The organism is Coprococcus sp. RTP21281st1_F1_RTP21281_210402, assembly GCF_040915325.1.
Lineage (GTDB): Bacteria > Bacillota > Clostridia > Lachnospirales > Lachnospiraceae > Coprococcus > Coprococcus aceti.
This window is the reverse complement of record NZ_JBCPDQ010000001.1, coordinates 367,729-390,676: the sequence shown is the minus strand read 5'-3', so window position 1 is coordinate 390,676 and position 22,948 is coordinate 367,729. Positions and strand designations below refer to the sequence as shown.

The following is a 22,948-nucleotide window of genomic DNA, read 5'->3' as shown; positions in this document are numbered from 1 at the left end:
TCCCAGATTTTTAATGTTAAACCGATGCAGAAGAGCTTGTCAGGTTGTCAAGGTACTTGATGGCGTCTTCTATAGTGTGAATATTGATGATCTCATCTTCATCGATTTCCACGTCAAATGTATCTTCAAGGTCGCCGAGAAAAGTCATGAAATCAAGGGAGCTAAAGCCCAAATCTTCTATGAATCGCATATCATTAGTGATCTCATCAGCTGGTGTATTGCAGTATTCGGCAACAATGTTCAAAAAAGTTATATTAGTATTCATATTAAAATTCTCCTTATTGAATTAATTAAATGGGGCAGGAACCTCCGTCCCCAAAAGATGGTCAGATGCATTCGATGATTTCGCCCACGGTCATTTCTGGCTCGGCAATGCCTTTGAAGATTATCTTCATAAGGTAGTAGTAGAACAGTTCAATGTCCTGTTCGGAGAGACTTGCGGTCTGGTATCTGAAATAGAAATTCAAACCCAGATCATTTGCACTGTGCATGACGGTGAGATAGATCTTTTGTTTTGATGTACCATTTGGAATCCACATGCTCCTTACGGAAATGTCTTCGAGATGCGGATTTTTAAGCCTGATAGGAAGAGGCTGGTAAGTAAGCCCCACGCTCTCATAAGTAGTGTGTGGAGGAGTGTGGAACATTTCTTTCATCTGGTCAGACAAAAGTTCCGGGTCATAATTGCAGTGTCGGTATACATGATTCTGAACATCCTGAATCATGAAAACTGCATCCAGAAACTCTGTGTCCGGATCAATGATGGTTCTGCAAGGGTATGCCATTGCGCGCGAGCCACCTGATACCCACTCGGCATGTGTGGAACGTCTTGAAACATAATTCCTTATGGAGATGTCAGTCTGTCCGCCATTTGCCTTGGAGAGATAAGTTCGTATTCCCATGAGAATGAGGTTGGTCATGGATATGTGATTGTTCATACAAAAATCCAGAAGATTCTGGGTTGGCTCAGCATCCAGGTGATAGTTCTTTGTAGCGACAGACAGGTTGTTAATCTCCTGATCTGCAGCGCGGAGTGACTTGTCATTGTGAAGGCGCCTGCTTTCCTGGAGTATCCGTTGTCCCTGTATATCGGAGTAAATAGGTTCTCCATTTTCCTCCAGCACATTTTGCCAGTACATGCGGTCTTTTGAGACACGTTTTTCGTCTGTGCTTTTTTTAAGATCACGTTCGACCATGTCAGTGAAACTTGCCATGTCCTCAGGATAAGGCGTGCCAAATTTGTAATGACAGTACAGTTCCATGATGTCATTCACCATGACGATAGCTCCACATGAATCCATGAGTCTGTGATCGATCTTGATATACAGCCCATTGTAGCCCCCCGGAAGTGAGATCATTTTTATCACGTTCATCGGAATATTGTCCCCGTCAAACGGAATTCTGGACCATTCTTCCATGCGGTGGTAAGCGTCATCACCGGAAAGCCATGAAAGGTTTTCGTAATCAATATCTCTGTCATCGTGAGAAACAACATATTGCCGTACCTCTCCATTTGGGTCAACTTTTGTAAAACGGATTCGCAGGCATTCGTATCTTTCGTACTCCAGCTGTATGCATTTTTTCAGCAGACCAAAATCAAGCGGCGCTTGCAGAGTCATACAAATGCTTATATTTGCGACTTGCTGAGTGCCAAATTCAATAATTGGTTTGAAATGTATCTTTTGTGAAGGTGTTAATGGATAATATTTTCTTGGCATAATTTATTCCTCCTGATGTTCTGATACGCTGTGGGAAAAGTTATCACAAGAAAAATGAGGATTCAATATGCCGGATCCGCTAATGGACACTTTAGATGAAATTGACCGGAAATCGGGGACGTTCCTTCTGTCACCAAGAGTGTCCCCCTGTAACGAATAAGACAGAGGGACACTCTTGGTGACAGAAGGAACGTCCCTACATGTAATAACTGTTATATTTGGTTATAGAAATCTCGGCAAACCCTTGAAAATACTAAAATTTTCGTGGGTGTCCTCCCCGTCACATCTTGTATTGTGTTATATCGTTTTACCCTTGTTTATGAACCCTCATAAGGGAAAAAACAAGGGAAGGAATCAACTGCGAAAACATTGTTTTTGACCAGTTAGGTAGAAAAAATTACCACCTATTGATAAAGTATAGATAATAATCCTAATCCAGATATACTACAAAGCAAGAAAGGAGGAAAATCATGAAACTGAATATTAATATCGATGCGGAAGCTAAAGAACCTGAAATTATGATTACAACAGCACAGATGACGGAAGAAGTTAACAGAGTTGTTGATTTTGTAAGCAGATTAGATGATGCTCCAACAATTATTTCCGGTATCAGAGAGGATAAGGTCGAACTATTAGATCCGGATCACATAGTAAAGATTTACGCAGAAGACAGTAAAGTTTTTACCCAAACAGACAATGGTACGTATCAAATTAGATTGAGACTATATGAAGCGGAAGAAAGATTGGATAACAGTAAGTTTGTAAGGATATCAAATTCAGAAATTGTGAATCTTAAGAAGGTTAAAAGCCTTGATTTAAGCTTTGTAGGAACAATTTGTATGGAATTATCGAATGGGACTGTAAGTTATGTTTCCAGAAGATATGTTTCAAAGATCAAAAAAGTATTAGGATTATGAGGTGACTAAAAATGAAAAAAGAATTATTTTCTAGAATATTTGTTGGATTATTGGGTGGAATTGTAATTAGTTATTTGATTACAATTGGAATTTCACTTGCAATCGGTGATGGTAGTTACTATTCATGTGTTCCGAGTTTGATTGAACGATTTGGCAATGAGGTAACAGCGATTATCATACAGACTGTTTTAAGTGCCGTTCTTGGAGCAGGATTTGCAGGAGCATCTGTTATCTGGGAAATAGATAAGTGGAGTTTATTAAAACAAACAAGCATTTATTTTGGAATTGTATCTGTACTTATGATGACAGTTGCATATATTTGCGAATGGATGGAGCATTCTGTTAAAGGTGTATTAAGCTATTTTGCTATTTTTGTTGCAATATTTGTTGTAGTTTGGATAGTACAATATTTGATTTGGAAGATACGTATTTATAAGATAAAAGAAGGCATTCAAAAGAATAATTAGTCGAAATACACAGAGTACAAATCGAAGATTTGTGCGGTGGGTGTATTTCGCTCTACGAGGCTGAAAAATGATTTGTGCTAAATATAAAAAGATTATGAATTTTTAGAAATTCATTGACAAAAGAATGGCATTTGGTTCAATAATATTGAAGGAGGGTCCTGCCGATAAGTGGACGTTCAAAAAGCGTTAGGGTCGCTACGGTGACACTACATTCAAGGACTATGGAAACATAGTCCTTGAAATATTTTAAAGAAGAAATGAATGATTCAAGCACCATTAGAAGTATATCGTATTGATATGAAATACATCAGAAACTTACATAATATAGATGACAGAGTTTTATCGGTATCTCCTCAGATTGGTAAGGACGAGCGACCTTTTCTTGGAGTGCTTGTTATTTGTAATGAACATAAGTATTGTGTTCCCTTATCTAAGCCAAAGGAAAAGCATGAAAAAATGAGGGATAAAATTGATTTCAAAAAGATTGTATGAATTGTAATTTTCCGCATTGAATATTAAGAGACTTGTTGGTGTATGTCTTTTGCTGTTTTATTATATTCTTTCAAAAAATGAAAGCTAATCTTTGAATAAATATCTTTTGAATTTAAGTGACGCTTGACACATTTTCCCCGTCTATTAGAGTGAAAGGCCTTAATACAAAGGAGGAGGAGAAGCCTATGGATGATAAGCAGATATTAGATTTATATTGGGAGCGCTCCGAAGCTGCTATATCCGAAACTTCAAAAAAATACGGAAAGTATTGCAGATACATAGCCTTTAATATTCTTCACAATGACGAAGACAGCGAGGAATGTGTAAATGATACTTATTTAAGAGCTTGGAACAGCATACCGCCTAACCGTCCATCTGTCCTAAAAACTTTTTTAGGGAAGATTACTCGCAACTTATCTTTGGACAGGTACGAACTGCTCAATGCAAAGAAACGTAATAGCGGGCAAATGCCATTGATTCTTGATGAAATACAAGAGTGCATACCATCGTTGGATAGTACAGAAAACATTGTTGAAGAAATTGCTCTAACGGATATTCTCAACCGCTTTCTTTCTTCCCTGTCATTAGAACAGCGAAAAATCTTTATGAGAAGATATTGGTACTTATCGCCCATTAAAGAAATTGCAACGGAATATGATATGAGCGAGAGCAAAATCAAGATGTCATTATTTCGTTCAAGGAACGAACTTAAAAAATTGTTAGAGAAAGAAGGTATCTCTGTATGAAAGAAAAGAAACTTTTAAGGGCATTGGGAAATGTCGATAATCAGTATATTAAGGAGGCTGAACCTATGAAAAAAACAAGTAAAATAACTAATCGGCAAAAATGGGTGTCTGTTGCTGCTTGCTTCGTACTCGTTGCTGTGATTGGAGTGGGAGTTTTTCAAAGCAATCTGTTTGGTACAAAAAACGATATTGCCACGCTGGATGGTGGAGAAACAATTACTTTTGTTAAAAATGACTTATCACAATCTTCAATTAACTTAAATGTAACAACAAGGCCCTTGAGCGATGCTGAGATTGAAATGCTTTTTGCAGACTTGCCTGTTACCGCAGATGCTTACTTTGATGCTGACAATCATAATATTCTGGGTCTTGAGGGAAAAATTGGTGATACAAGAATGGTAGTATCTAAACAGGGTGTAAATCTATTAGATACTATCATTGATGGAAATACAATCACTTCAAGTGTAGACGGCGTTGATATCAATGCAGGATATTTCGTAACAAAGTCAAATAGTCAAGGTATCAAAACCGTAATATATTATGCAACCTTTGATATGGGAGAGAACACTATTTATGTAGAGTATTCTGGCGTTGAAAATGAAAGTGAAACTGTAAAAAACAACTTGGTAGACACAATTTTGAAGTTGATTGAGAACGGTGCATTTGATTTGAGTCAAATCCAAGAATAATCAGGGACGTTCCTTCAGCCGCGCCATATCTGCTGGTGTGTCAATGTCCATCAATTCAGTCTTGCTGGTGACAGGTAGCTGCCTTACCTGAGATTCGTGACTGTGGACAACGACATTTCCGCCTTTTCCTTGTGGGAGAGACATAAGCTCATCAAAATATTCTTTTGGAAATATCACAGGTGCTCCTGGTGTTTTGTCATAACACGTTCTCCATATATATGATGGCTCATTTTTAGAACATAATAATAGTGATGCTATAGATTCCGTCTTTATGAGTGGCTGATCGGAAGGAATAAAAGCACAGCGGTCAATATAAGAACCAATTGTATCCAGACCAAGACGGATCATATCATTCCGATATGGAGAGGAGTGAAGGATTACCGGTATACTATATTCTGTGCAAAGCTTTTCAATATCCTGGTGTATGGTGACAACAAGTCGTCTGGCAAACAAATCTTTTGTTATATCAAGTATCCACTTTATGAGTGGCTGTCCGTGATATTCAGCCATGAGCTTATTGCTGCCAAAGCGCTTTCCCTGTCCTGAAGCCATGATGATACATCCGGAATTGCCAAATGGTCTGTCAAGGTCAACAAGGAACACATCTTTATGGCTGCACAGCCAGTTTAGAAATGAGAGATCCTGTTTTCGAACGACCATAATGATCCGCTTTTTATTCATGAGCCTTTCGAAAGCTTTTTGATAATCGTATGATGTGTTTTCAAGATATCCAATTTCGTCTACAGTAATCCATGGTGCTGTTGTGTCTGCTAGGCTTTCTAAAAAAGCAATACATGTGCTGTTAAAGGCATCTTTAATGGGCTGCATGAGGTTCTCGCAACCTGTGGCATCAGAGCAGAATCTGCCTATACGTACAACTTCACCGCTAGAGTTGTTTTTCATGTATACGCCTTCTTTTGGAACGGCCCATGATGTAACTCCGGGCATTTGTCTGTCGAAAAGTGAAGAGAGAAGTGTTGATTTGCCACTTTTCCTGTCACCGGTAATAACGATATGTTTCTTTTGACTAGTCAGAAAAGATCTCCATATACAATTGGCTTCCAGCCTGAATACAGGCTTCTCTGTATTGTTCATATTTTTTCAGCCATTCCTTTCCCTCTGGTGTTATCGTGCTTCCCCCACCTGACCTGCCACCTGTTGTGCGGCTTGTAAGTGAAAATCCCAGCGCTTCTTCAGCATTTTTTATCATGCGGAATGCTTTGCTGTAGGCAAGTCCCATGGACTGGGATGCGGAGCGGAGAGAACCGGTTTTTTCTATAGCCAAAAGAAGGCGGTATGGGCCTTCACCAAAGAATTTCTCATCATTATCATCAAAAAATGTTATTTTAATAGCAGCTCTCAATGCATATCATCCTCCTTCATCATGACAAGCTGGCGCTTTCCCTGACGGTTGCAAAGTTCTCTGATACTGATTGTACCATAAACTTTGGACAGAAGCATTTCCATTTCCTCAATGGGTGTTTTATCGGGATATATTTCACCGATCAGCTTGGATTCAGATAAAACCAGAAGAGTGTTGCAGTAATTTAATGCAAGTGATGAATCGTGAAGCGTTACCAGAGACACCGCGCGGTTTTGTTCAACATAGCTGCACAGAAGTTTCATGATCTGGTAGCGCAGTCTGAAGTCCAGTGCACTTTCCGGTTCGTCCAGGAGTAAAAGCTTCCGTTTGGCCACAAATGTACGTGCCAGCAGGGCAAGCTGTTTTTGCCCCTCGCTCAATGTCTGGAAATTATCGTTTATCCGTGAATCAAGGCCGACCATTGCAAGAACTTCATGAGCTTTTCCTTTCATGGTATCAGTAGGGGGCTGAAGCAGCTTAAGCTCTGGGTTAAATCCCATCATGACAACATCCAAGAGAGATATGTCTATGGATATGCCGCTTTTTTGAGGGATATATCCACATAGCTGTGCTAGTTTTTTGTGAGGAATATGTTCCAGCTGGAGATTATCTAACTCGCAGCAGCCACTATGTGGAATCAAATTGGCAATAGCTTTGATAAGGGTTGTCTTGCCACAGCCATTCTCGCCAAGTATACCAACAATTGTACCTTCTTCTGCAGAAAAGCTGATATTATTTATCACATTTTGCACATCTGGGGTGTTGGTGCGGCTGCTGTGGTGGTAGCCGGCTGACAGATCGCATATGTTTAATATACTCATTTTACAGGTTTCCTCCTTATGCATAGATAGATAAGAAACGGTGCTCCTACGATACTTGTGAATATACTGACCGGCAGTTCTGTGGAACATACACTGCGGGCAAGGATATCGCCGAAAGTGAGAAGACATCCACCTATAAGACCACTCAGAAGCATAGTTGATAAGCGGTTATTTTTGAGCAGCATTCTGGCTCCGTGCGGAGCAAGCAAAGAAATAAAGCTGATAAGTCCTGTCATGCTGATCACACTTGAAGTTGCCAGGGTTGCGATCAAAAGAACCAGCATTCGCATCTGGTTAACATGCACTCCAAGCATTTTGCCCTCTGCGTCATCAAGGGAGAGCATTATGATCTGTCTGTACAACAGGAACATTATCAGCAGGCAGACCGCACATAGTATTACGTTTGAGCCAATGGAATATATGCTTATGCCATTAAGACTTCCCATGATCCAGTATTCAATTGATGCTAATTGTTTTTCAGGGTCGGCAGTCAGCTTCAGACACACAAGAGCGGTCTGGGCAAGACTGTGTACTGCTATGCCTGCCAGTACTATGCTTTTTCCATCACGTTCATATGTCAGCGATGACAGAAGCAGAACCAGTATCACACAGCATATGGCTCCGGCAAAAGCAGATATGGTTACAGACATTGTTCCGGACAAAAACAGAATGCCAAATGCGGCACCTGCGCTTGCACCTGAGGATACACCTATGATGTCTGGAGAAGCCAATGGGTTCTTAAAGACAGTCTGATATACAAATCCTGCTATGCCGAGAACAAATCCCCCTATACAGCCGATGATTCCGCGGCTTGCGCGAAGCGTGAGAAATACACGCCACTGCATGTCATCGCCTTGCAGCAATCCATTCAGTGTAAGAGGATATCTTCCGACAAAAAAAGAAAATATACTGAGAGCTGCCAGAATGACAGCTCCCAGTATAATAGTTATTGTTGCTTTGTTTTTATTTTTACGCTTGTTATTAGTTGTTGATTCCATAGAATGTTTCATAATAATTTGTCATTTCAGTTGTATATGTGTCAGCTGATACCTGATCAGGATGAAGGATCCCTGCAAGCCATACAGATGCCAGGATTCCTGCAGGTACCGGGCTATCCAGTGCTTCCACGTCTCCAGGAATAGCATATACGTGGCTGTTTTTTACAGCAGTGCATTCTGCAAGGTTTGGATCGTTCATTACGTCATCTACTGTATATTCGGCATCCGATGCGATTATTATATAAGAAGGATCCCATGCAAGAAGCTGCTCATAGCTTATCTCGGCCCAGTAGGTGTCTGTGATAGAATCAGCTGCATTTTTTCCACCGGCAAGTTCTATGATGCTTGACTGATACATAGAAGGACCGGCAGTAGACAGGAATGATGAGTTGCCGGCAAGGTATACACTTTCAGGTTCTACGCCAGACAGAGCTGAAGTAAGCATATCCTTCTGAGAATCTATATATGCGAGCAGCTTTGCAGCTTCTGAGTTGGTGTTAGTTGCCGTAGCTATGGTGTTGATCATTTCTGTCAGAAGATCCTGACTTTCAGGATTGACGAGCAGTACTGTGATACCGAGGTCTGTCAGGCTCTGGGCTGCATCCTTCAGCTTCATTGGCAGAATAACTAGATCAGGTGAAAGAGTAGCACATGTCTCAAGGTTGAACTCTTTGGCAGTTCCAACATTCGGCAGCTCTGTCATTTCCGGTGCAGCAAGCTTATAAATAGGGCGCTTGTCTGCTTTTGCCTCAATACCGACAACCTTATCCTTGAGACCAAGAGCGATCAGAAGGCTTGAAGAAATATAGTAGCCGCTCACGATAGAAGATGGCTCTTTTTCAATTGTAACTTCACGGCCGGCCTGGTCAGTAACTGTTACAGGGTAGACAGTCTGTTCAGCATCTGCTTCAGTGGAAGACTCTTCAGAAGATAATTCTTCAGATACTTCTTCACTGGAAGCTGATTCGGATACTGAAGCAGCTGTGGTGCTTTCCGTAGTACTCTGTGTTGTTGTAGCACTGTCTGTACCACAGGCTGTAAGTACTGCCAGCATAGTACAGATAAGTATGATAGATAGTTGATTTTTAAAAGTTGTTTTCATGAATTCAATGTTCCTTTCGTTATTCTTGAAATAATACAACGGTATTGTAACAAAGCATCTTTTCAAAGACAAGCTGTTTTAATATAATATATTTTGAAAAATTGTGTTTATATGTTAAAAGGAGCTTTTATGGTAACAATACAGAATTATGTACGCGCACAAAGTATTGATGAGGCATATGAACTGAATCAGAAAAAGGGAAGCTGTATTATCGGAGGCATGCTCTGGACAAAAATGCAGGATCGCCTGATACAGACAGCCATAGATATGTGTGATCTGGGACTTGATAAGATTGAAGAAAAAGATGACGAATTCATTATTGGTGCAATGGCATCACTCCGTCAGATAGAGCTGCATGACGGATTAAACAAATATACACATGGTGCAGTATGTGAAGCTGTGAAGGATATTGTGGGAGTTCAGTTTCGGAATCTCGCAACGATTGGCGGAAGCATATGGGGACGTTTCGGCTTTTCAGACATCCTGACAGTTTTTTTAGCTATGGATGCATTTGTGGAACTTTATCATGGTGGTATGATTCCTCTCAGGGAATTTGTCAACATGAAGCAGGACAGGGACGTGATTGTACATCTGATCATCAGGAAAACTCCTGGGGTTTTTGCTTATGCATCAGTCCGCAATCAGAGAACAGATTTTCCTGTCATTGCCTGTTCAGCATCATGCGTGGATGGAGAATACCGTCTGGCTGTGGGAGCAAGGCCTGGAAGGGCGATGCTTGTTCTGGATGAAGAAGGCTTGCTCACAGGGGGACTTTCAGATGATACAGAGAAAGCATTTGCCAGTTGGGTTTCTGACAATGTTCCGGTTGGAAGCAATCATCGTGCTGGTGCAGAATACAGAAGCCGTCTGATACGTGTGCTTGGACAGAGATTATTGAAAAAAATTGAGGAGGAGCAGCAGTGGAAATAAAAGTTAAATTAAATGGGAAATTTGTCTCGGGAAATATAGCTCCTGATATGCTCCTTATAGATTTTCTGCGCGATCATGGCTGTTATAGTGTGAAACGCGGCTGTGAGACGTCAAATTGCGGCCTGTGTACAGTGCTTATGGATCAGACTCCTGTCCTTTCCTGTTCGATGCTTGCTGCCAGGGCAGATGGACACGAGGTGCAGACCCTTGAGGGCCTTCAGGATGAGGCGGCAGAATTTGCCGGATTCATTGCTGATCAGGGTGCTGATCAATGTGGTTTCTGCAACCCGGGTTTTGTGATGAATACAATAGCTCTTCTCAGAGAAAATCCTGATCCATCGGATGATGAGATCAGGGCATATCTTGCCGGGAATCTGTGCAGATGTTCCGGATATGAGGGACAACTGAGAGGAATCCGAAATTACTTAGACAGTAGAATTCCTGCAGATGACAGACAGTAAAGGGGTGAACTCATGGAACATAAAAAATATAATGTAGTTAATAAATCCGTTAGAAAAAAAGATTCTATGCAGTTACTTCTTGGCAAACCGGTATATGTGGATGATATCACTCCCGGTGATGCACTTGTTGTGAAACTGCTTCGCAGTCCACATGCGAATGCTATTGTGGAGGATATAAATGTCTCCATAGCAAAAAAAATACCCGGAATAGTAGATATTTACACATGGCAGGATGTGCCAAATAGCCGGTTTGCAATAGCAGGACAGACATATCCTGAGCCGTCACCGTATGACAGACTCATTATGGATCGCCATGTGAGGTGTGTGGGCGATGTGGTTGCAATCATAGCAGCTGAGGATGAAAAGTCAGCAATCAAGGCTATGAAACTCATAAAGGTAAAATATAAAATCTTAGAGCCTGTTCTGGATTTCCGCAAGGCAAAGGATAATGATATATTGGTTCATCCTGAGGACGACTGGTTCCCACCGGTTCAGGTAGGAGGCGATCCGAAACGCAACCTGATAGCAAGCGATATAGGCGGTGATGGCGATGTTGATGCTGTTATAGCTGACTGTGATGAGGTACTGGAGAACAGATATCATATGAGAGCCTTTAACCAGGCTATGATGGAGACTTTTCGAACGTATACACACCTTGACCGTTATGGAAGGCTTCATGTAATTTCTTCTACACAGATCGTGTTTCATGTACGTCGTATTCTGTCAAGAGCGCTTGGCATTCCAAAGAGCAGGATCAGAGTGGAAAAACCACGTATAGGAGGCGGATTTGGAGCAAAGCAGACAGCGGTAAGTGAGGTGTATCCTGCATTTGTGACCATGAAGACAGGACGTGCGGCCAAGATCATATTTACGAGACAGGAAAGTCAGATCGCAGGTTCACCGCGCCATGAGATGGAGGTGAGTGTTCGTCTGGGAGCAGACCGCGATGGACATATAAGGGGACTTGATCTGTATACGCTGTCCAACACAGGAGCGTATGGGGAGCATGGACCTACAACAGTCGGACTTAGCGGGCATAAGTCAATTCCATTATATACGGGAGGTCTTGAGGCATATAGGTTTGGATATGATGTTGTATATACGAACACTATGGCGGCTGGTGCATACAGAGGCTATGGGGCTACACAGGGAATCTTCGCACTTGAGTCTGCGGTGAATGAACTTGCGGAGAAACTGGGGATAGATCCGACCGTGATCCGTGAGCAGAATATGCTGCGCGAGGGAATGAAGATGCCTGCGTATTATGGTGAAACTGCAAATGCGTGTGCTCTTGACAGATGTATGGCCAGATGCAAGGAGATATTTAACTGGGATGATAAATACCCTGTCAGGGACATGGGAAACGGAAAAGTCAGGGCTGCAGGAGTGGCAATGGCCATGCAGGGTTCTTGTATATCGAATGTGGATGTGGGATCTGCAACGGTCAAGCTTGCGGATGATGGTACATTTAACCTGATAATCGGTGCTGCAGATATGGGAACCGGATGTGATACTATCCTTGCACAGATGGTTGCGGAGTGCATGGACTGCTCGGTTGATGACGTGGCGGTATTTGGAGCAGACACAGATGCTTCACCGTATGATTCCGGCTCATATGCTTCATCCACTACGTATGTAACAGGAAAGGCTGTGGAGCTTGCCTGTGATAAATTGAAGAAGAAGCTGTGCGCAATTGCAGCAGGAATGCTTGGATGTGAACAGGATGAAATGTATTTCGAAAATGGCAGGGCATATCGGACAGGAACAGATCAAAGCGTTTCCTTGGCTGATATAAGTGTTAAGGATCAGGTCGCAAATGATATTGCCGCTGTAGCTACAGTCTCTCATTCATCTCCGGTTTCGCCTCCTCCATATATGGTCGGAATGGTTGAGATAGAACTTGACAGATATACAGGAGAAGTGAAGATATTGGATTATGCTGCAGTCGTGGATTGTGGCATAGCCATAAATCCGGCACTGGCACGTGTTCAGGCGGAGGGAGGCATAGTTCAGGGAATCGGACACACTCTGTTTGAGAACATCACCTACAATGCGAAGGGATGCCCGATAGAGTCGAGTTTCATGCAATACAAGATACCAACCCGTCTGGATATGGGACATTTGAGAGTGGAATTTGAAAACAGCTATGAGCCTACAGGTCCTTTTGGAGCCAAATCGATAGGGGAAATAGTTATCAACACTCCGGCACCTGCTATTGCACATGCCATATACAGGGCGACAGGTGTATGGCACAGAGAACTACCGATTACACCGGAGAAGATTCTTATGTCCATGCCGGAAGAGTGATTGGAGATAACATAAGCAGAATAACAGAATCTGTAATATGAAAAAAATATACAGGAGAAAACAACAGATGAAAAATAAGTTTAAACTTTCAGAAACAGCATTCCAGCTTGATGGAAGGATGCCTCTTTCCCAGGCGATACCTCTTGGACTTCAGCATGTCCTTGCAATGTTTGTCGGAAATTTGACACCATTATTGATTATCACAGGAGCATGCGGACTGGTCGGTGGTGAATTTGCTGATCTTCAGCTTTCACTGCTTCAGAACGCAATGCTTATCGCGGGAGTTGTCACCCTGATACAGCTTTTCTCAATAGGACCTGTTGGAGGAAAGGTGCCGATCATTATGGGTACATCTTCAGGTTTTATAGGAGTATTCAACAGCGTGGCGGCAACCATGGGCGGTGGAGTGCTTGCGTATGGTGCGATTATGGGGGCATCCATTATCGGTGGCCTGTTTGAGACTGTGCTTGGCTTTTTCCTGAAGCCATTGCGCAGGTTTTTCCCGGCTGTTGTAACAGGTACAGTGGTTTTATCCATTGGACTCAGCCTTATATCGGTGGGAATAAATTCGTTTGGAGGTGGAAATAATGCCGCAGACTTTGGCTCCATGGAGAACCTTCTGCTTGCAGTATTTGTCCTTGTGGTTATTCTTTTCTTTAAGCACTGGACAAAAGGATTTTTGAGCTCATCATCGATTCTTTTTGGAATAATCGCAGGTTATATCGCAGCGATCATAATGGGACTTGTTCTTCCGAGAACAGGTATAACTGCTGATGGTGTGGAATATACAAAAGCCTGGGTGCTGAACTGGGACAAGGTGAAAGATGCTTCCTGGTTTGCGATTCCACAGCTCATGCCTGTAAAACCAGTGTTTGATGTGCGCGCAATCCTTCCTGTGCTCATAATGTTTATTGTTACAGCGGTGGAGACTGTAGGCGATATATCAGGTGTTATGGAAGGTGGTCTTGGAAGGGAAGCCACAGACAAGGAACTTTCAGGTGGTGTGATGTGTGACGGTCTGGGTTCATCTCTTGCAGCTGTGTTTGGAGTCCTTCCAAATACATCGTTCAGCCAGAATGTGGGACTTGTAGCCATGACTAAGGTCGTCAACAGATTTGCGCTTGCAACAGGAGCGATATTCCTGATATTATGTGGCCTTTGCCCTAAACTTGCAGCACTGGTATCGATCATGCCTCAGTCAGTGCTTGGCGGAGCTGCGGTTATGATGTTTTCTTCGATAGTTATCAGTGGTATTCAGCTCATAACAAAGGAACCGTTAAGCGCACGCAACCTGTCCATAGTTTCGGTAGCACTGGGCGTGGGCTATGGAATGGGAGCCAATCCGGGTATTCTAGCAAATGCCCCTCAGCTGCTCCAGCTTGTTTTTGGAGGCTCAGGAATTGTTCCTGCGGCAATGGTTGCAATTCTGCTTAATATTATCCTGCCTAAAGAAAAGTAGTAATTGGGGACGCTCCTCGTTACAAAGGAAACGTCCCTGTTATATATAACAAAAAGTTGTGCTACAAAAGTAGTTGTTGATAACAAAAAAATATGCTAACATAAAAATAGTAGTTTCCGAATGTATGTTCGATATAGTATAATATATACTGTATATACATTTGAGACTGCTATTTTTTAACTTGAAAAATATATAGTAATAAAACATATTCGGTATGGAGGAGAAGTTATGTACCTTGTGATAGACGTAGGCGGAACATTTATAAAGCATTGTGTGATGGACAGAGATGCTGAGATAATGGAGAAGAATAAATTCCCTACACCTGGAAGATTTGGGAATGGACTGGAGAACATACAACAGGGGCTGGATGCATTCCTTGATGCACTTCAGTCGATATATGATGGATATAAGGAAAGATATGATATACAAGGAATAGCTATATCACTTCCTGGACAGGTGGACGTGGACAACGGGATATGTTATGCCGGCGGAGCCTTGCCTTACCTTGACAAAGCACATATAGGCGAGCTTGTAAGCGAGAGATGCGATGGACTTAAGGTAGCGCTTGAGAACGACGGCAAATGTGCAGCATTGTCGGAGATATGGCAGGGAAATGCAAAGGACTATAGCAGCGCAGTTGTATTGGTATTTGGCACAGGTGTCGGTGGAGGAATAGTCATAGACAGAAAGATACTCCACGGCAGAGGTATGGTTGCCGGTGAGATGTCGTACCTGTTTGAGGATGTGAACAGGGATAATATAGACAAACTTGTACCGCTTGAGGCGAATCTCAAGAATACAAAGAAACATGTAAAACTTCCGGACAATGTCACCTGGACGATGCAGGCATCGGTAAGCTCACTCAGAAGAGAGGTGGCAGCAGTCAAGGGCATGAGGGAAGATGAAGTGTCAGGTGAGATGATATATGAGTGGGAGACTGCCGGTGATAAGGCGGTCATAGATGTACTTGAGGACTGGTATCTGAACATCGCGAAGCACTGCATGAATATACATGTCATTCTTGCACCGGACATCATACTCCTTGGAGGTGGAATCAGTGCGGAACCGAGGTTCATACAGGGCGTGAAGAAGTATGTGGATAAGCTTGCAAAATTTTCAGTGATCTATAATGAGATGCAGGTTGGACTGTGCAAATTTGGTAACGATTCCAATCTCATAGGAGCACTTTTCAACTATCTTCAGAAGTATGAGGGTGCCCACTAGATAAGAAAACGGAGATCATATCAGGATGAAACACAATGACGGAAAAGAGACGGACATCAGAATGAAGCACAATGACGAAAAAGAGACGGACATCAGAATGAGCGCAGAAAAGAGTAAAGAAAGAAGCATAGAAAAAAATATAGAAAAAAGCAAAGAAAAAGGCAAAGAAACGAATACAGAAAAGAACACCGATTATAGAAAAAAATCGCACGAGATGGATATGTTAAATGGTTCACTGGCGCTTAAGATGCTTATATTTGCCATGCCACTTGCCGCCAGCAGTATACTGCAGCAGCTTTTCAATTCGGCAGATGTAGCTGTGGCAGGAAGATTTGCAGGAAGTGATGCCCTGGCGGCCGTTGGAAGCAATGCGGCGGTTGTTGCCCTGTTTGTGAATGTGTTTGTGGGGCTTTCAGTGGGTGTGAATGTTCTTGTGGCCCATTATATAGGCCAGAACAAAAAAGATTCCATAAGCAGGTGTGTGCATACCAGCGTGAAGTTTGCCCTTATATGCGGAATAGTTATGCTTGTTGCGGGAATGTTTGTGGCAAGACCGATTCTTGAGGCCATAGATACCCCTGAGAGGGTGCTGGATCAGGCTGTACTTTATTTGAGGATATACTTTGTGGGAATGCCGTTTATCATACTTTATAATTTTGGAGCGGCTGTGCTCAGAGCTATAGGTGATACAAGGCGTCCGCTTTACTGCCTGATAGTTTCAGGTGTACTCAATGTTGTACTCAACCTGTTCTTCGTGTGTGTGTGTAAACTTGGAGTGGCAGGCGTCGGCATGGCAACGGTCATATCAAATGTTGTCAGTACGGGAATAGTCATGTATATATTGATGCATGAGGAAGGTCCACTCAGACTCGATATAAAGAATATACGAATAGATAAAGTGTGCCTGGGAAAAATACTCAGGATAGGAGCTCCATCAGCGATACAGACGGCAGTTTTCTCATTGTCAAATGTGCTGATACAGGGCGGAATCAACAGCTTTGGTCCTGATGCTGTGGCAGGCTCATCCACGGGTCTTAATTTTGAATATTTTGCATATTTTGTCATATCCGCATACGCACAGGCAGCAGTGACATTTGTGAGCCAGAATTATGGTGCAGGTGAGAAGGAGAGATGCAGAAAAGCTCTCAGGATTGCCATGTTAGAGGGCATGCTTATGACGGCTGTGTTCAGCAGTGTCATGATGCTTTCAGGGGATTTGCTTGTGAGATTTTATACAACAGATACAGAGGTTATAAAGTATGCACTTATAAGAATGAAGCATGTCATGCTCCTTGAGGCGATGACAGGAACATATGAGATGACAGCTGCGGCACTCAGAGGCCTTGGCAGATCCATGCTGCCGGCTATTATAACAGTTGTGGGTTCAGTAGTGTTCAGGATCATATGGATATATACGGTGTTTGCGCGATATCATTCTTTTGGCATGCTTTTGAACGTGTATATAGTTTCATGGATAATAACAGGTACGGCGATGATAATCGCATACATACTCGTATCGAGGAAAGTGCTGGGGCATACACGGGCCGGCGGGAAGGCTGCTGAGACGGCTGCTGTATAGTATGTGACTCAAGGCACATAAGCATCAGAAAGAGAAGATTAAGACTGAGCAAGAAGTGACAGGGGGATTGGCTGTGGATAGGGATAAGAAAGATAGAACGTATATTGCGATAGATCTGAAATCCTTCTTTGCATCGGTTGAATGTGTTGAGCGCGGACTTGATCCACTGACCACCAATCTGGTAGTGGCAGATGCGTCGAGAACAGAGAAGACCATATGTCTTGCTGTTTCCCCGTCGCTGAAGAGCTATGGTATACCTGGAAGAGCCAGACTGTTCGAGGTGGTGCAGAGGCTTAAGGAGGTCAATGCCAGCAGGAGAACACTTTCACCCGGTGGAAACTTTTCCGGGGAGAGCTGCGATTCCAATGAGCTTGCGGAGCATAATGAATTTGCGGTTTCGTATATAGCCGCTCCGCCACGTATGGCATATTACATGAAGTACAGTACGGATATATATAACATCTATCTGAAGTATGTAGCACCAGAGGATATGCATGTGTATTCCATAGATGAGGTGTTCATGGATGTGACGGATTATCTTGGGATATATAAGATGAGTCCGCACGATCTTGCCATGACGATCATACAGGATGTGCTTGCACAGACCGGTATAACAGCAACAGCAGGGATAGGAACGAACCTCTACCTGTGTAAGATAGCGATGGATGTTGAGGCAAAGCATATAGCCCCGGATAAGGATGGAGTCAGGATAGCAAGTCTTGATGAAATGTCGTACAGACAGAAGCTGTGGAATCACAGACCGCTCACAGATTTCTGGAGAGTGGGAAAAGGATATGCGAGAAAACTTGAGAGTCATGGACTTTACACAATGGGTGATATCGCCAGATGCTCACTGGGACATGACGATGAGTATTACAACGAAGATCTGCTATACAGATTATTTGGTATAAATGCAGAGCTGCTCATAGATCATGCATGGGGCTGGGAGCCTTGTACCATTGCAGATATCAAGGCTTACAAGCCGGAGAGGAACAGCATAGGTTCAGGACAGGTGTTGTCATGCCCATACGAATATGAAAAAGCCAGACTTATTATCCGTGAGATGACGGATCTGCTCGTGCTGGATCTTGTGGATAAGAATGTCAAGACAAATCAGATGGTCATAACAGTGGGGTATGATATAGATAATCTCAAAAAGAACGCTGCGGGAGCGAAATTTTCCGGAGAGATACAGACAGATATGTATGGGAGAAAGATACCGAAAAGTGCCCATGGAACGGTGAATCTTGGAGAGTATACATCATCTACACAGGTCATCATGGATGCGGTGACCGGATTGTTTGAAGAGATCGTAGATCCTTTATTGTATGTCAGAAGGATATATGTCACGGCGAACAATATCATATCGAATACTGCGGCACATGAGAAACAGTCAGCAAGGCAGCTCAGTCTGTTTGATGATTTTGGAGACGGGGCAGCAGAGACGGAGAAAAAGCAGCAGGATATGAAGCGGGAGCAGAGCATGCAGAAAGCGATGATAGAGCTCAAGAAGAAATTTGGCAAAAATGCAGTCCTTAAGGGAATGAATCTTGAGAAGGGCGGTACGACGATAGAGAGGAACGGACAGATAGGCGGTCACAAGGCTTAGGAGGGGCTTATGGAAGATAATTACGATGACATAATACAGCTTACACATCACGTGTCCTCTGTTCATCCGCACATGTCTATCCATGACAGAGCAGCACAGTTTGCCCCATTTGCCGCACTCACAGGACATGGAGCAGCCATAGCGGAGACTGCAAGGCTCACCGATGAGAAGTTGGAGCTGGATGAGAGTCAGAAAATGGTTCTTGATCAGAAACTGTTGAATATAATGCATAATGCAGACAAAAAATGTGTGAGTATAGAGTATTTTGTAAAGGATGACAGAAAAGCTGGTGGAAGATACGAACATGTGTCGGGATATATACGCAATGTTGACGTATATGGGAAAAAGATAGTTATGGAAGACAGAACCGAGATACCGATAGATGATATATATGATTTAAATATTGATCAGAATGGAGATGTATATTTGCATGAATAGAGAGACTATGGTGATAGCACACAGAGGAGCGAGTGCCCTTGCGCCTCATGAGAATACACTTGAAGCGTTTCAGATAGCTATAGATCTGAAGGCGGATATGGCGGAGTTCGATGTGAGGAAAACCAGTGATAATATACTCATAGTATTTCATGATGGAACTATAGACGGCAGAAAGATAGGAGATATGACATACAACAGGATCAACGATATTGCATCAAAAGAAGGCTACAGAGTGCCTACGCTTGACGAAGTCCTGGAACTCTGCAGCGGAAAGATATGTCTTGATATAGAATTAAAGGAGAGCGGATACGAGAGGCGTGTCATAGATCTTGTCAAGGGGAGATTTGGATACGGTGAGTTCTCGATAAAATCCTTCAAGGACAAAGTGTCGTACAATGTGAAGGCCATAGACCCGAGGATAAAGACCGGACTGCTCGTCGGTAAGAAAAAGGCTAAGCTCGGTGTCAGATTGAATGAGTATTTTCCTGAGAGAAGAATGAGACGGTGTAAAGCGGATTTTATATCGCCGAATTATCTTCTCTGCACGAAGAAATTTGTGAAGAGAATGAAGCGCAAGCACATACCGGTATATGTGTGGACTGTGAATGATCCACACTGGATGAGACGTATGTGCAGACTGGGCGTAGATGCAGTGATAACAGACCGCCCGGATATAATGCGTTGAAAGACCTAGAAATATTTGTTATATTATTCTATAGGTGGAGGAGTTGTACATAGGAGGATAATATGAGCAAAGTACTATACTTTGATTACGCGGCATTCTGCGTGTTTACTCTTATCATGGTCTCAGTCATCATGAAGAAAATGACCAGAGGCAAATTAAACAGGCAGTTTCAATTTGTTCTGACCATTGCAATGGTTGCCACAGCGTTTGATATAGGCGCCATCGCATTTGACAATATGGGTGAAAGGCATGTAGTCACCCAATACATATTCCATACGGGATATCTCTTTTTCCATGTCGTTTCATCGGCTATGTATGCCGCTTATGTGGTGAACATAGTGGATGCCATACATATATTCAGAGGTAAAGTGAAGAGTTTCATACTGGCACTTCCAACGTTGCTGTGCATGATCATGCTCGGAGTTAATTTTTTCACTCCGTGTGTATTCAGTATAGGCGGACAGGGAGAGTACAGAAGAGAGTTTTTCATGACATTTCTGTATGCTGCCGGAATATTTTATATGATTCTAGGCTTCATGGTTGTTACGAGATATCACAGGAGACTTACAAGAGGAAGATTTGTATCAACCATAGCGATATTCCCATTGGTTGTTGTTGCGGCCGTATTTCAGATGTTTAACCCGGATATTCCGATTGAGATGTTTGCAAATGCGATTGGATTACTGTTCGTTGCGTTGCTGATACAGAGTCCGGAGCAGGTTATAAGCAGTGCCACGGGCCTGAACAAGATCACAAGATACATGGACGACGTGAGAAATTCTCTGGATAATGGCCTTGATATAACGGTAGTTATGATAACTATGGAGAATGACAAGACTCTTCGCGGGATTCTGGGAGTTGAGGAATATCATAAGCTGCTCAGGGAGATCTCTGAAGACTTTTTAGAGTGGAGCAGACCATATGGATATGATGTTGAGTGGTATTATCTGGGAACCGGAATGTTCAGATGTGTCATGAACCAGCGTATCAAGGATCAGGCTGAGGATTTTGCGGAGCGGATAAACGAGAAGCTGAAGAAGGGATATAAGTATAATGATATGTTTATAAATCTATTGCCGATAATATGTATCACCAGATGTCCTCAGGATATAGAGGATGTTGACAGTGTGATGCGGTTTGGCGGTGAGCTTGCTGAGCACGAGTATACAGGCCGTGTTCTCTATGCCAGAGATATCTATAACAAGGAAAGATATGATCTGATGCGGGACATGGACATGATACTTGATAAGGCATTTGCCGAGAACAGGTTTGAGGTTTACTATCAGCCGATATACAGCATAGATTCTGGAAAATATAACAGTGCTGAGGCACTTCTGAGATTAAATGATGATATGTATGGATACATTTCGCCGGAGATATTTATCCCTGCTGCGGAGGAGAATGGAATGATCCATAAGATAGGTAAGTTCGTTCTTGAAGAGGTGTGCCGTTTCATAGCTGGAGAGAAATTCAAGAATCTCGGACTGGAATATGTTGAGGTGAATCTGTCGGTCATCCAGTGCATGAGCAGTGAGTTATCAGAAGACGTGCGGGCAGTGATGGAGCGTTACGGAGTCAGCAATGAGCAGATAAATCTTGAGATTACTGAGACTGCGGCTGCCTATGCTCAGACGACAATGATGGACAATATCAACAGTCTCACAGATTATGGTATTGCATTCTCACTTGACGATTTTGGAACAGGTTATTCCAATATGAAGAGGATAGCATCCATGCCGTTTGCGATAGTTAAGCTGGACAAGACATTTGCGGATATAGACACAGATGACAAGATGATGAAGGTTGTCAAGAACACCATAAGCATGGTTAAGGATATGAATATGAAGATCGTAGTGGAAGGCGTGGAGACGGAGGAATCCCTCAGGGAGTTCAGCAATCTTGGAGTGAATTACATTCAGGGCTATTATTTCTCAAGACCATTGCCACAGGATAAGTTCATATCAGAGGTGAAGAGAGTTAACCAGAGCTAAGAGAAAGGACGGCGTATGACAGATATAGAGAACCGGGTCGTTGATGAGGTAGAGAAGGTCGTAAAGGGAAAAAGAGATATAATAATCAAGGTCTATGCTGCCATACTTGCGGGTGGACATATACTGCTTGAGGATATCCCGGGTGTGGGCAAGACCACTCTTGCAACGGCATTTGCCAGAACTCTGGATATGAAATATAACAGAGTCCAGTTTACACCGGATGTTCTGCCGAGTGACATAATGGGATTTTCCATGTACAATGCAAAAAGCGGTGAGTTTGAGTACAGAGAGGGTTCAGCGTTCTGTAATCTGTTCCTTGCGGATGAGATAAACCGAACATCGCCTAAGACTCAGTCGGCACTCCTTGAGATCATGGAGGAAAAACATGTGACAGTCGATGCTGTTACAAGGGAACTTCCACAGCCTTTCACGGTCATGGCAACCCAGAATCCGGTTGGTTCGTCGGGAACGCAGATGCTTCCGGAGTCCCAGCTTGACAGATTCATGGTGAGACTTTCCATGGGATACCCATCCCACGAGGCTGCGGTGCAGATACTTAAAGGTCAGGAATTTGTACCTATGGACAGTGTAGAGAGAATAGTGACGAGAGATGAACTGATAGGTCTTCAGGATAAGGCGAGAACTTTGAGTGTGCATGATTCAATATTTGATTACATAGTGACTCTGGTTGAGGCTACCAGGGAGAGTGAGCTCTTCTCGATGGGAGCAAGTCCGCGAGGCGCAAATGCACTTCTGCGGATGAGCAGAGCAATGGCGGTGCTCTCTGGAAGAGAATATGTTGTGCCGGGAGACATAGCAGAGGTGTTCAACGACGTGCTTGGGCACAGGGTAAAGCTTGCAGCCCGTGCCAGAGCTAATGGAATGACTGTCGCAGAGGCTCTGGATGAAGTGAGAAGTCAGGTTAAGGTTCCAAGGACTTAGAACTGAGAAC

23 protein-coding genes are annotated in these 22,948 nt (G+C 42.9%); 16 read left to right on the top strand and 7 right to left on the bottom strand.

From position 1 onward, the window contains the following. Positions 1–16: 16 nt before the first annotated feature. Complete coding sequence (locus tag AB5150_RS01815) at positions 17–265, bottom strand: acyl carrier protein (protein WP_015534183.1); 249 nt, start codon at positions 263–265, stop codon at positions 17–19. Positions 266–326: 61 nt separating this feature from the next. Next, on the bottom strand, positions 327–1,718 hold the full coding sequence (locus tag AB5150_RS01810; protein ID WP_349092598.1) for a condensation domain-containing protein: 1,392 nt from the start codon (positions 1,716–1,718) through the stop codon (positions 327–329). A gap of 470 nt (positions 1,719–2,188) precedes the next feature. On the opposite strand from AB5150_RS01810, the gene AB5150_RS01805 reads away from it, so the two are divergent. The 5 genes from AB5150_RS01805 to AB5150_RS01785 all read left to right on the top strand — a co-directional run bounded on the left by AB5150_RS01805 (position 2,189) and on the right by AB5150_RS01785 (position 5,029). After that, the gene (locus tag AB5150_RS01805; RefSeq protein ID WP_004853256.1) at positions 2,189–2,635 is read left to right on the top strand and encodes a LytTR family DNA-binding domain-containing protein; all 447 of its coding nucleotides are present in this window, start codon (positions 2,189–2,191) and stop codon (positions 2,633–2,635) included. 11 nt (positions 2,636–2,646) lie between these two features. Then, the gene (locus AB5150_RS01800; RefSeq protein ID WP_004853253.1) at positions 2,647–3,102 is read left to right on the top strand and encodes a DUF3021 domain-containing protein; all 456 of its coding nucleotides are present in this window, start codon (positions 2,647–2,649) and stop codon (positions 3,100–3,102) included. A 261-nt stretch (positions 3,103–3,363) separates the two neighbouring features. Further along, positions 3,364–3,594 carry a type III toxin-antitoxin system ToxN/AbiQ family toxin gene (locus AB5150_RS01795; protein ID WP_015534180.1) on the top strand — a complete coding sequence of 77 codons (231 nt, stop codon included), beginning with the start codon at positions 3,364–3,366 and terminating at the stop codon, positions 3,592–3,594. 185 nt (positions 3,595–3,779) lie between these two features. Further along, on the top strand, positions 3,780–4,340 hold the full coding sequence (locus tag AB5150_RS01790; RefSeq protein ID WP_055222827.1) for an RNA polymerase sigma factor: 561 nt from the start codon (positions 3,780–3,782) through the stop codon (positions 4,338–4,340). After that, a complete protein-coding gene (locus AB5150_RS01785; RefSeq protein WP_004853247.1) occupies positions 4,337–5,029 on the top strand; it encodes a hypothetical protein in 693 nt (230 codons plus the stop codon). Before AB5150_RS01790 ends, AB5150_RS01785 begins: the two co-directional genes overlap by 4 nt. Here the strand turns inward: AB5150_RS01785 and AB5150_RS01780 are convergent, their stop codons facing one another. Genes AB5150_RS01780 through AB5150_RS01760 form a run of 5 tightly spaced genes read right to left on the bottom strand, consistent with a single transcriptional unit; the run spans position 5,030 to position 9,313 of the window. Beyond that, a complete protein-coding gene (locus AB5150_RS01780) occupies positions 5,030–6,124 on the bottom strand; it encodes an NTP transferase domain-containing protein (protein WP_368291092.1) in 1,095 nt (364 codons plus the stop codon). Beyond that, positions 6,057–6,392: a winged helix-turn-helix domain-containing protein gene (locus AB5150_RS01775; RefSeq protein ID WP_055279896.1), complete on the bottom strand. Its 336-nt coding sequence runs from the start codon at positions 6,390–6,392 to the stop codon at positions 6,057–6,059. Before AB5150_RS01775 ends, AB5150_RS01780 begins: the two co-directional genes overlap by 68 nt. Next, complete coding sequence (locus tag AB5150_RS01770) at positions 6,389–7,213, bottom strand: ABC transporter ATP-binding protein (RefSeq protein WP_055279897.1); 825 nt, start codon at positions 7,211–7,213, stop codon at positions 6,389–6,391. Before AB5150_RS01770 ends, AB5150_RS01775 begins: the two co-directional genes overlap by 4 nt. Continuing rightward, a complete protein-coding gene (locus tag AB5150_RS01765; RefSeq protein ID WP_368291091.1) occupies positions 7,210–8,211 on the bottom strand; it encodes a FecCD family ABC transporter permease in 1,002 nt (333 codons plus the stop codon). Before AB5150_RS01765 ends, AB5150_RS01770 begins: the two co-directional genes overlap by 4 nt. Beyond that, positions 8,195–9,313 carry an ABC transporter substrate-binding protein gene (locus tag AB5150_RS01760; RefSeq protein WP_117874143.1) on the bottom strand — a complete coding sequence of 373 codons (1,119 nt, stop codon included), beginning with the start codon at positions 9,311–9,313 and terminating at the stop codon, positions 8,195–8,197. The genes AB5150_RS01765 and AB5150_RS01760 overlap by 17 nt, the downstream gene beginning before the upstream one ends. Positions 9,314–9,442: 129 nt before the next feature. Between AB5150_RS01760 and AB5150_RS01755 the strand changes: the two genes are divergently transcribed. From AB5150_RS01755 to AB5150_RS01705, 11 genes are all read left to right on the top strand, one after another. Then, a complete protein-coding gene (locus AB5150_RS01755; protein ID WP_117874144.1) occupies positions 9,443–10,243 on the top strand; it encodes a xanthine dehydrogenase family protein subunit M in 801 nt (266 codons plus the stop codon). Beyond that, entirely contained in the window at positions 10,234–10,704 is a 471-nt protein-coding gene (locus AB5150_RS01750) for a (2Fe-2S)-binding protein (RefSeq protein WP_055144146.1), read from the top strand. Before AB5150_RS01755 ends, AB5150_RS01750 begins: the two co-directional genes overlap by 10 nt. A gap of 12 nt (positions 10,705–10,716) precedes the next feature. Continuing rightward, on the top strand, positions 10,717–13,011 hold the full coding sequence (locus AB5150_RS01745) for a xanthine dehydrogenase family protein molybdopterin-binding subunit (protein WP_055144149.1): 2,295 nt from the start codon (positions 10,717–10,719) through the stop codon (positions 13,009–13,011). Positions 13,012–13,078: 67 nt separating this feature from the next. Further along, the gene (locus AB5150_RS01740; RefSeq protein ID WP_118757656.1) at positions 13,079–14,470 is read left to right on the top strand and encodes a uracil-xanthine permease family protein; all 1,392 of its coding nucleotides are present in this window, start codon (positions 13,079–13,081) and stop codon (positions 14,468–14,470) included. Between the two features lie 228 nt (positions 14,471–14,698). Next, positions 14,699–15,694: an ROK family protein gene (locus AB5150_RS01735; RefSeq protein WP_022216043.1), complete on the top strand. Its 996-nt coding sequence runs from the start codon at positions 14,699–14,701 to the stop codon at positions 15,692–15,694. A gap of 25 nt (positions 15,695–15,719) precedes the next feature. Further along, positions 15,720–17,273: an MATE family efflux transporter gene (locus AB5150_RS01730; protein WP_368291090.1), complete on the top strand. Its 1,554-nt coding sequence runs from the start codon at positions 15,720–15,722 to the stop codon at positions 17,271–17,273. A 73-nt stretch (positions 17,274–17,346) separates the two neighbouring features. Beyond that, positions 17,347–18,882, top strand: a complete 1,536-nt coding sequence (locus tag AB5150_RS01725) for a DNA methylase (protein WP_368291089.1) — start codon at positions 17,347–17,349, stop codon at positions 18,880–18,882. Positions 18,883–18,891: 9 nt separating this feature from the next. Then, complete coding sequence (locus tag AB5150_RS01720; protein ID WP_055222821.1) at positions 18,892–19,320, top strand: hypothetical protein; 429 nt, start codon at positions 18,892–18,894, stop codon at positions 19,318–19,320. After that, positions 19,313–20,005, top strand: coding sequence for a glycerophosphodiester phosphodiesterase (locus AB5150_RS01715; protein WP_055222819.1), 693 nt, complete (start codon positions 19,313–19,315; stop codon positions 20,003–20,005). Before AB5150_RS01720 ends, AB5150_RS01715 begins: the two co-directional genes overlap by 8 nt. 62 nt (positions 20,006–20,067) lie before the next feature. Continuing rightward, a complete protein-coding gene (locus tag AB5150_RS01710) occupies positions 20,068–21,996 on the top strand; it encodes an EAL domain-containing protein (RefSeq protein WP_022216038.1) in 1,929 nt (642 codons plus the stop codon). 15 nt (positions 21,997–22,011) lie between these two features. After that, positions 22,012–22,938, top strand: coding sequence for a MoxR family ATPase (locus AB5150_RS01705; RefSeq protein ID WP_022216037.1), 927 nt, complete (start codon positions 22,012–22,014; stop codon positions 22,936–22,938). The last annotated feature ends 10 nt before the right edge of the window (positions 22,939–22,948 follow it).

What these genes read in the sequence shown, in the direction of transcription:
- AB5150_RS01815 (WP_015534183.1), bottom strand. Translation starts at nt 265, where the DNA reads ATGAATACTAATATAACTTTTTTGAACATTGTTGCCGAATACTGCAAT.
- AB5150_RS01810 (WP_349092598.1), bottom strand. Translation starts at nt 1,718, where the DNA reads ATGCCAAGAAAATATTATCCATTAACACCTTCACAAAAGATACATTTC.
- AB5150_RS01805 (WP_004853256.1), top strand. Translation starts at nt 2,189, where the DNA reads ATGAAACTGAATATTAATATCGATGCGGAAGCTAAAGAACCTGAAATT.
- AB5150_RS01800 (WP_004853253.1), top strand. Translation starts at nt 2,647, where the DNA reads ATGAAAAAAGAATTATTTTCTAGAATATTTGTTGGATTATTGGGTGGA.
- AB5150_RS01795 (WP_015534180.1), top strand. Translation starts at nt 3,364, where the DNA reads ATGATTCAAGCACCATTAGAAGTATATCGTATTGATATGAAATACATC.
- AB5150_RS01790 (WP_055222827.1), top strand. Translation starts at nt 3,780, where the DNA reads ATGGATGATAAGCAGATATTAGATTTATATTGGGAGCGCTCCGAAGCT.
- AB5150_RS01785 (WP_004853247.1), top strand. Translation starts at nt 4,337, where the DNA reads ATGAAAGAAAAGAAACTTTTAAGGGCATTGGGAAATGTCGATAATCAG.
- AB5150_RS01780 (WP_368291092.1), bottom strand. Translation starts at nt 6,124, where the DNA reads ATGAACAATACAGAGAAGCCTGTATTCAGGCTGGAAGCCAATTGTATA.
- AB5150_RS01770 (WP_055279897.1), bottom strand. Translation starts at nt 7,213, where the DNA reads ATGAGTATATTAAACATATGCGATCTGTCAGCCGGCTACCACCACAGC.
- AB5150_RS01765 (WP_368291091.1), bottom strand. Translation starts at nt 8,211, where the DNA reads ATGGAATCAACAACTAATAACAAGCGTAAAAATAAAAACAAAGCAACA.
- AB5150_RS01760 (WP_117874143.1), bottom strand. Translation starts at nt 9,313, where the DNA reads ATGAAAACAACTTTTAAAAATCAACTATCTATCATACTTATCTGTACT.
- AB5150_RS01755 (WP_117874144.1), top strand. Translation starts at nt 9,443, where the DNA reads ATGGTAACAATACAGAATTATGTACGCGCACAAAGTATTGATGAGGCA.
- AB5150_RS01745 (WP_055144149.1), top strand. Translation starts at nt 10,717, where the DNA reads ATGGAACATAAAAAATATAATGTAGTTAATAAATCCGTTAGAAAAAAA.
- AB5150_RS01740 (WP_118757656.1), top strand. Translation starts at nt 13,079, where the DNA reads ATGAAAAATAAGTTTAAACTTTCAGAAACAGCATTCCAGCTTGATGGA.
- AB5150_RS01735 (WP_022216043.1), top strand. Translation starts at nt 14,699, where the DNA reads ATGTACCTTGTGATAGACGTAGGCGGAACATTTATAAAGCATTGTGTG.
- AB5150_RS01730 (WP_368291090.1), top strand. Translation starts at nt 15,720, where the DNA reads ATGAAACACAATGACGGAAAAGAGACGGACATCAGAATGAAGCACAAT.
- AB5150_RS01720 (WP_055222821.1), top strand. Translation starts at nt 18,892, where the DNA reads ATGGAAGATAATTACGATGACATAATACAGCTTACACATCACGTGTCC.
- AB5150_RS01715 (WP_055222819.1), top strand. Translation starts at nt 19,313, where the DNA reads ATGAATAGAGAGACTATGGTGATAGCACACAGAGGAGCGAGTGCCCTT.
- AB5150_RS01710 (WP_022216038.1), top strand. Translation starts at nt 20,068, where the DNA reads ATGAGCAAAGTACTATACTTTGATTACGCGGCATTCTGCGTGTTTACT.
- AB5150_RS01705 (WP_022216037.1), top strand. Translation starts at nt 22,012, where the DNA reads ATGACAGATATAGAGAACCGGGTCGTTGATGAGGTAGAGAAGGTCGTA.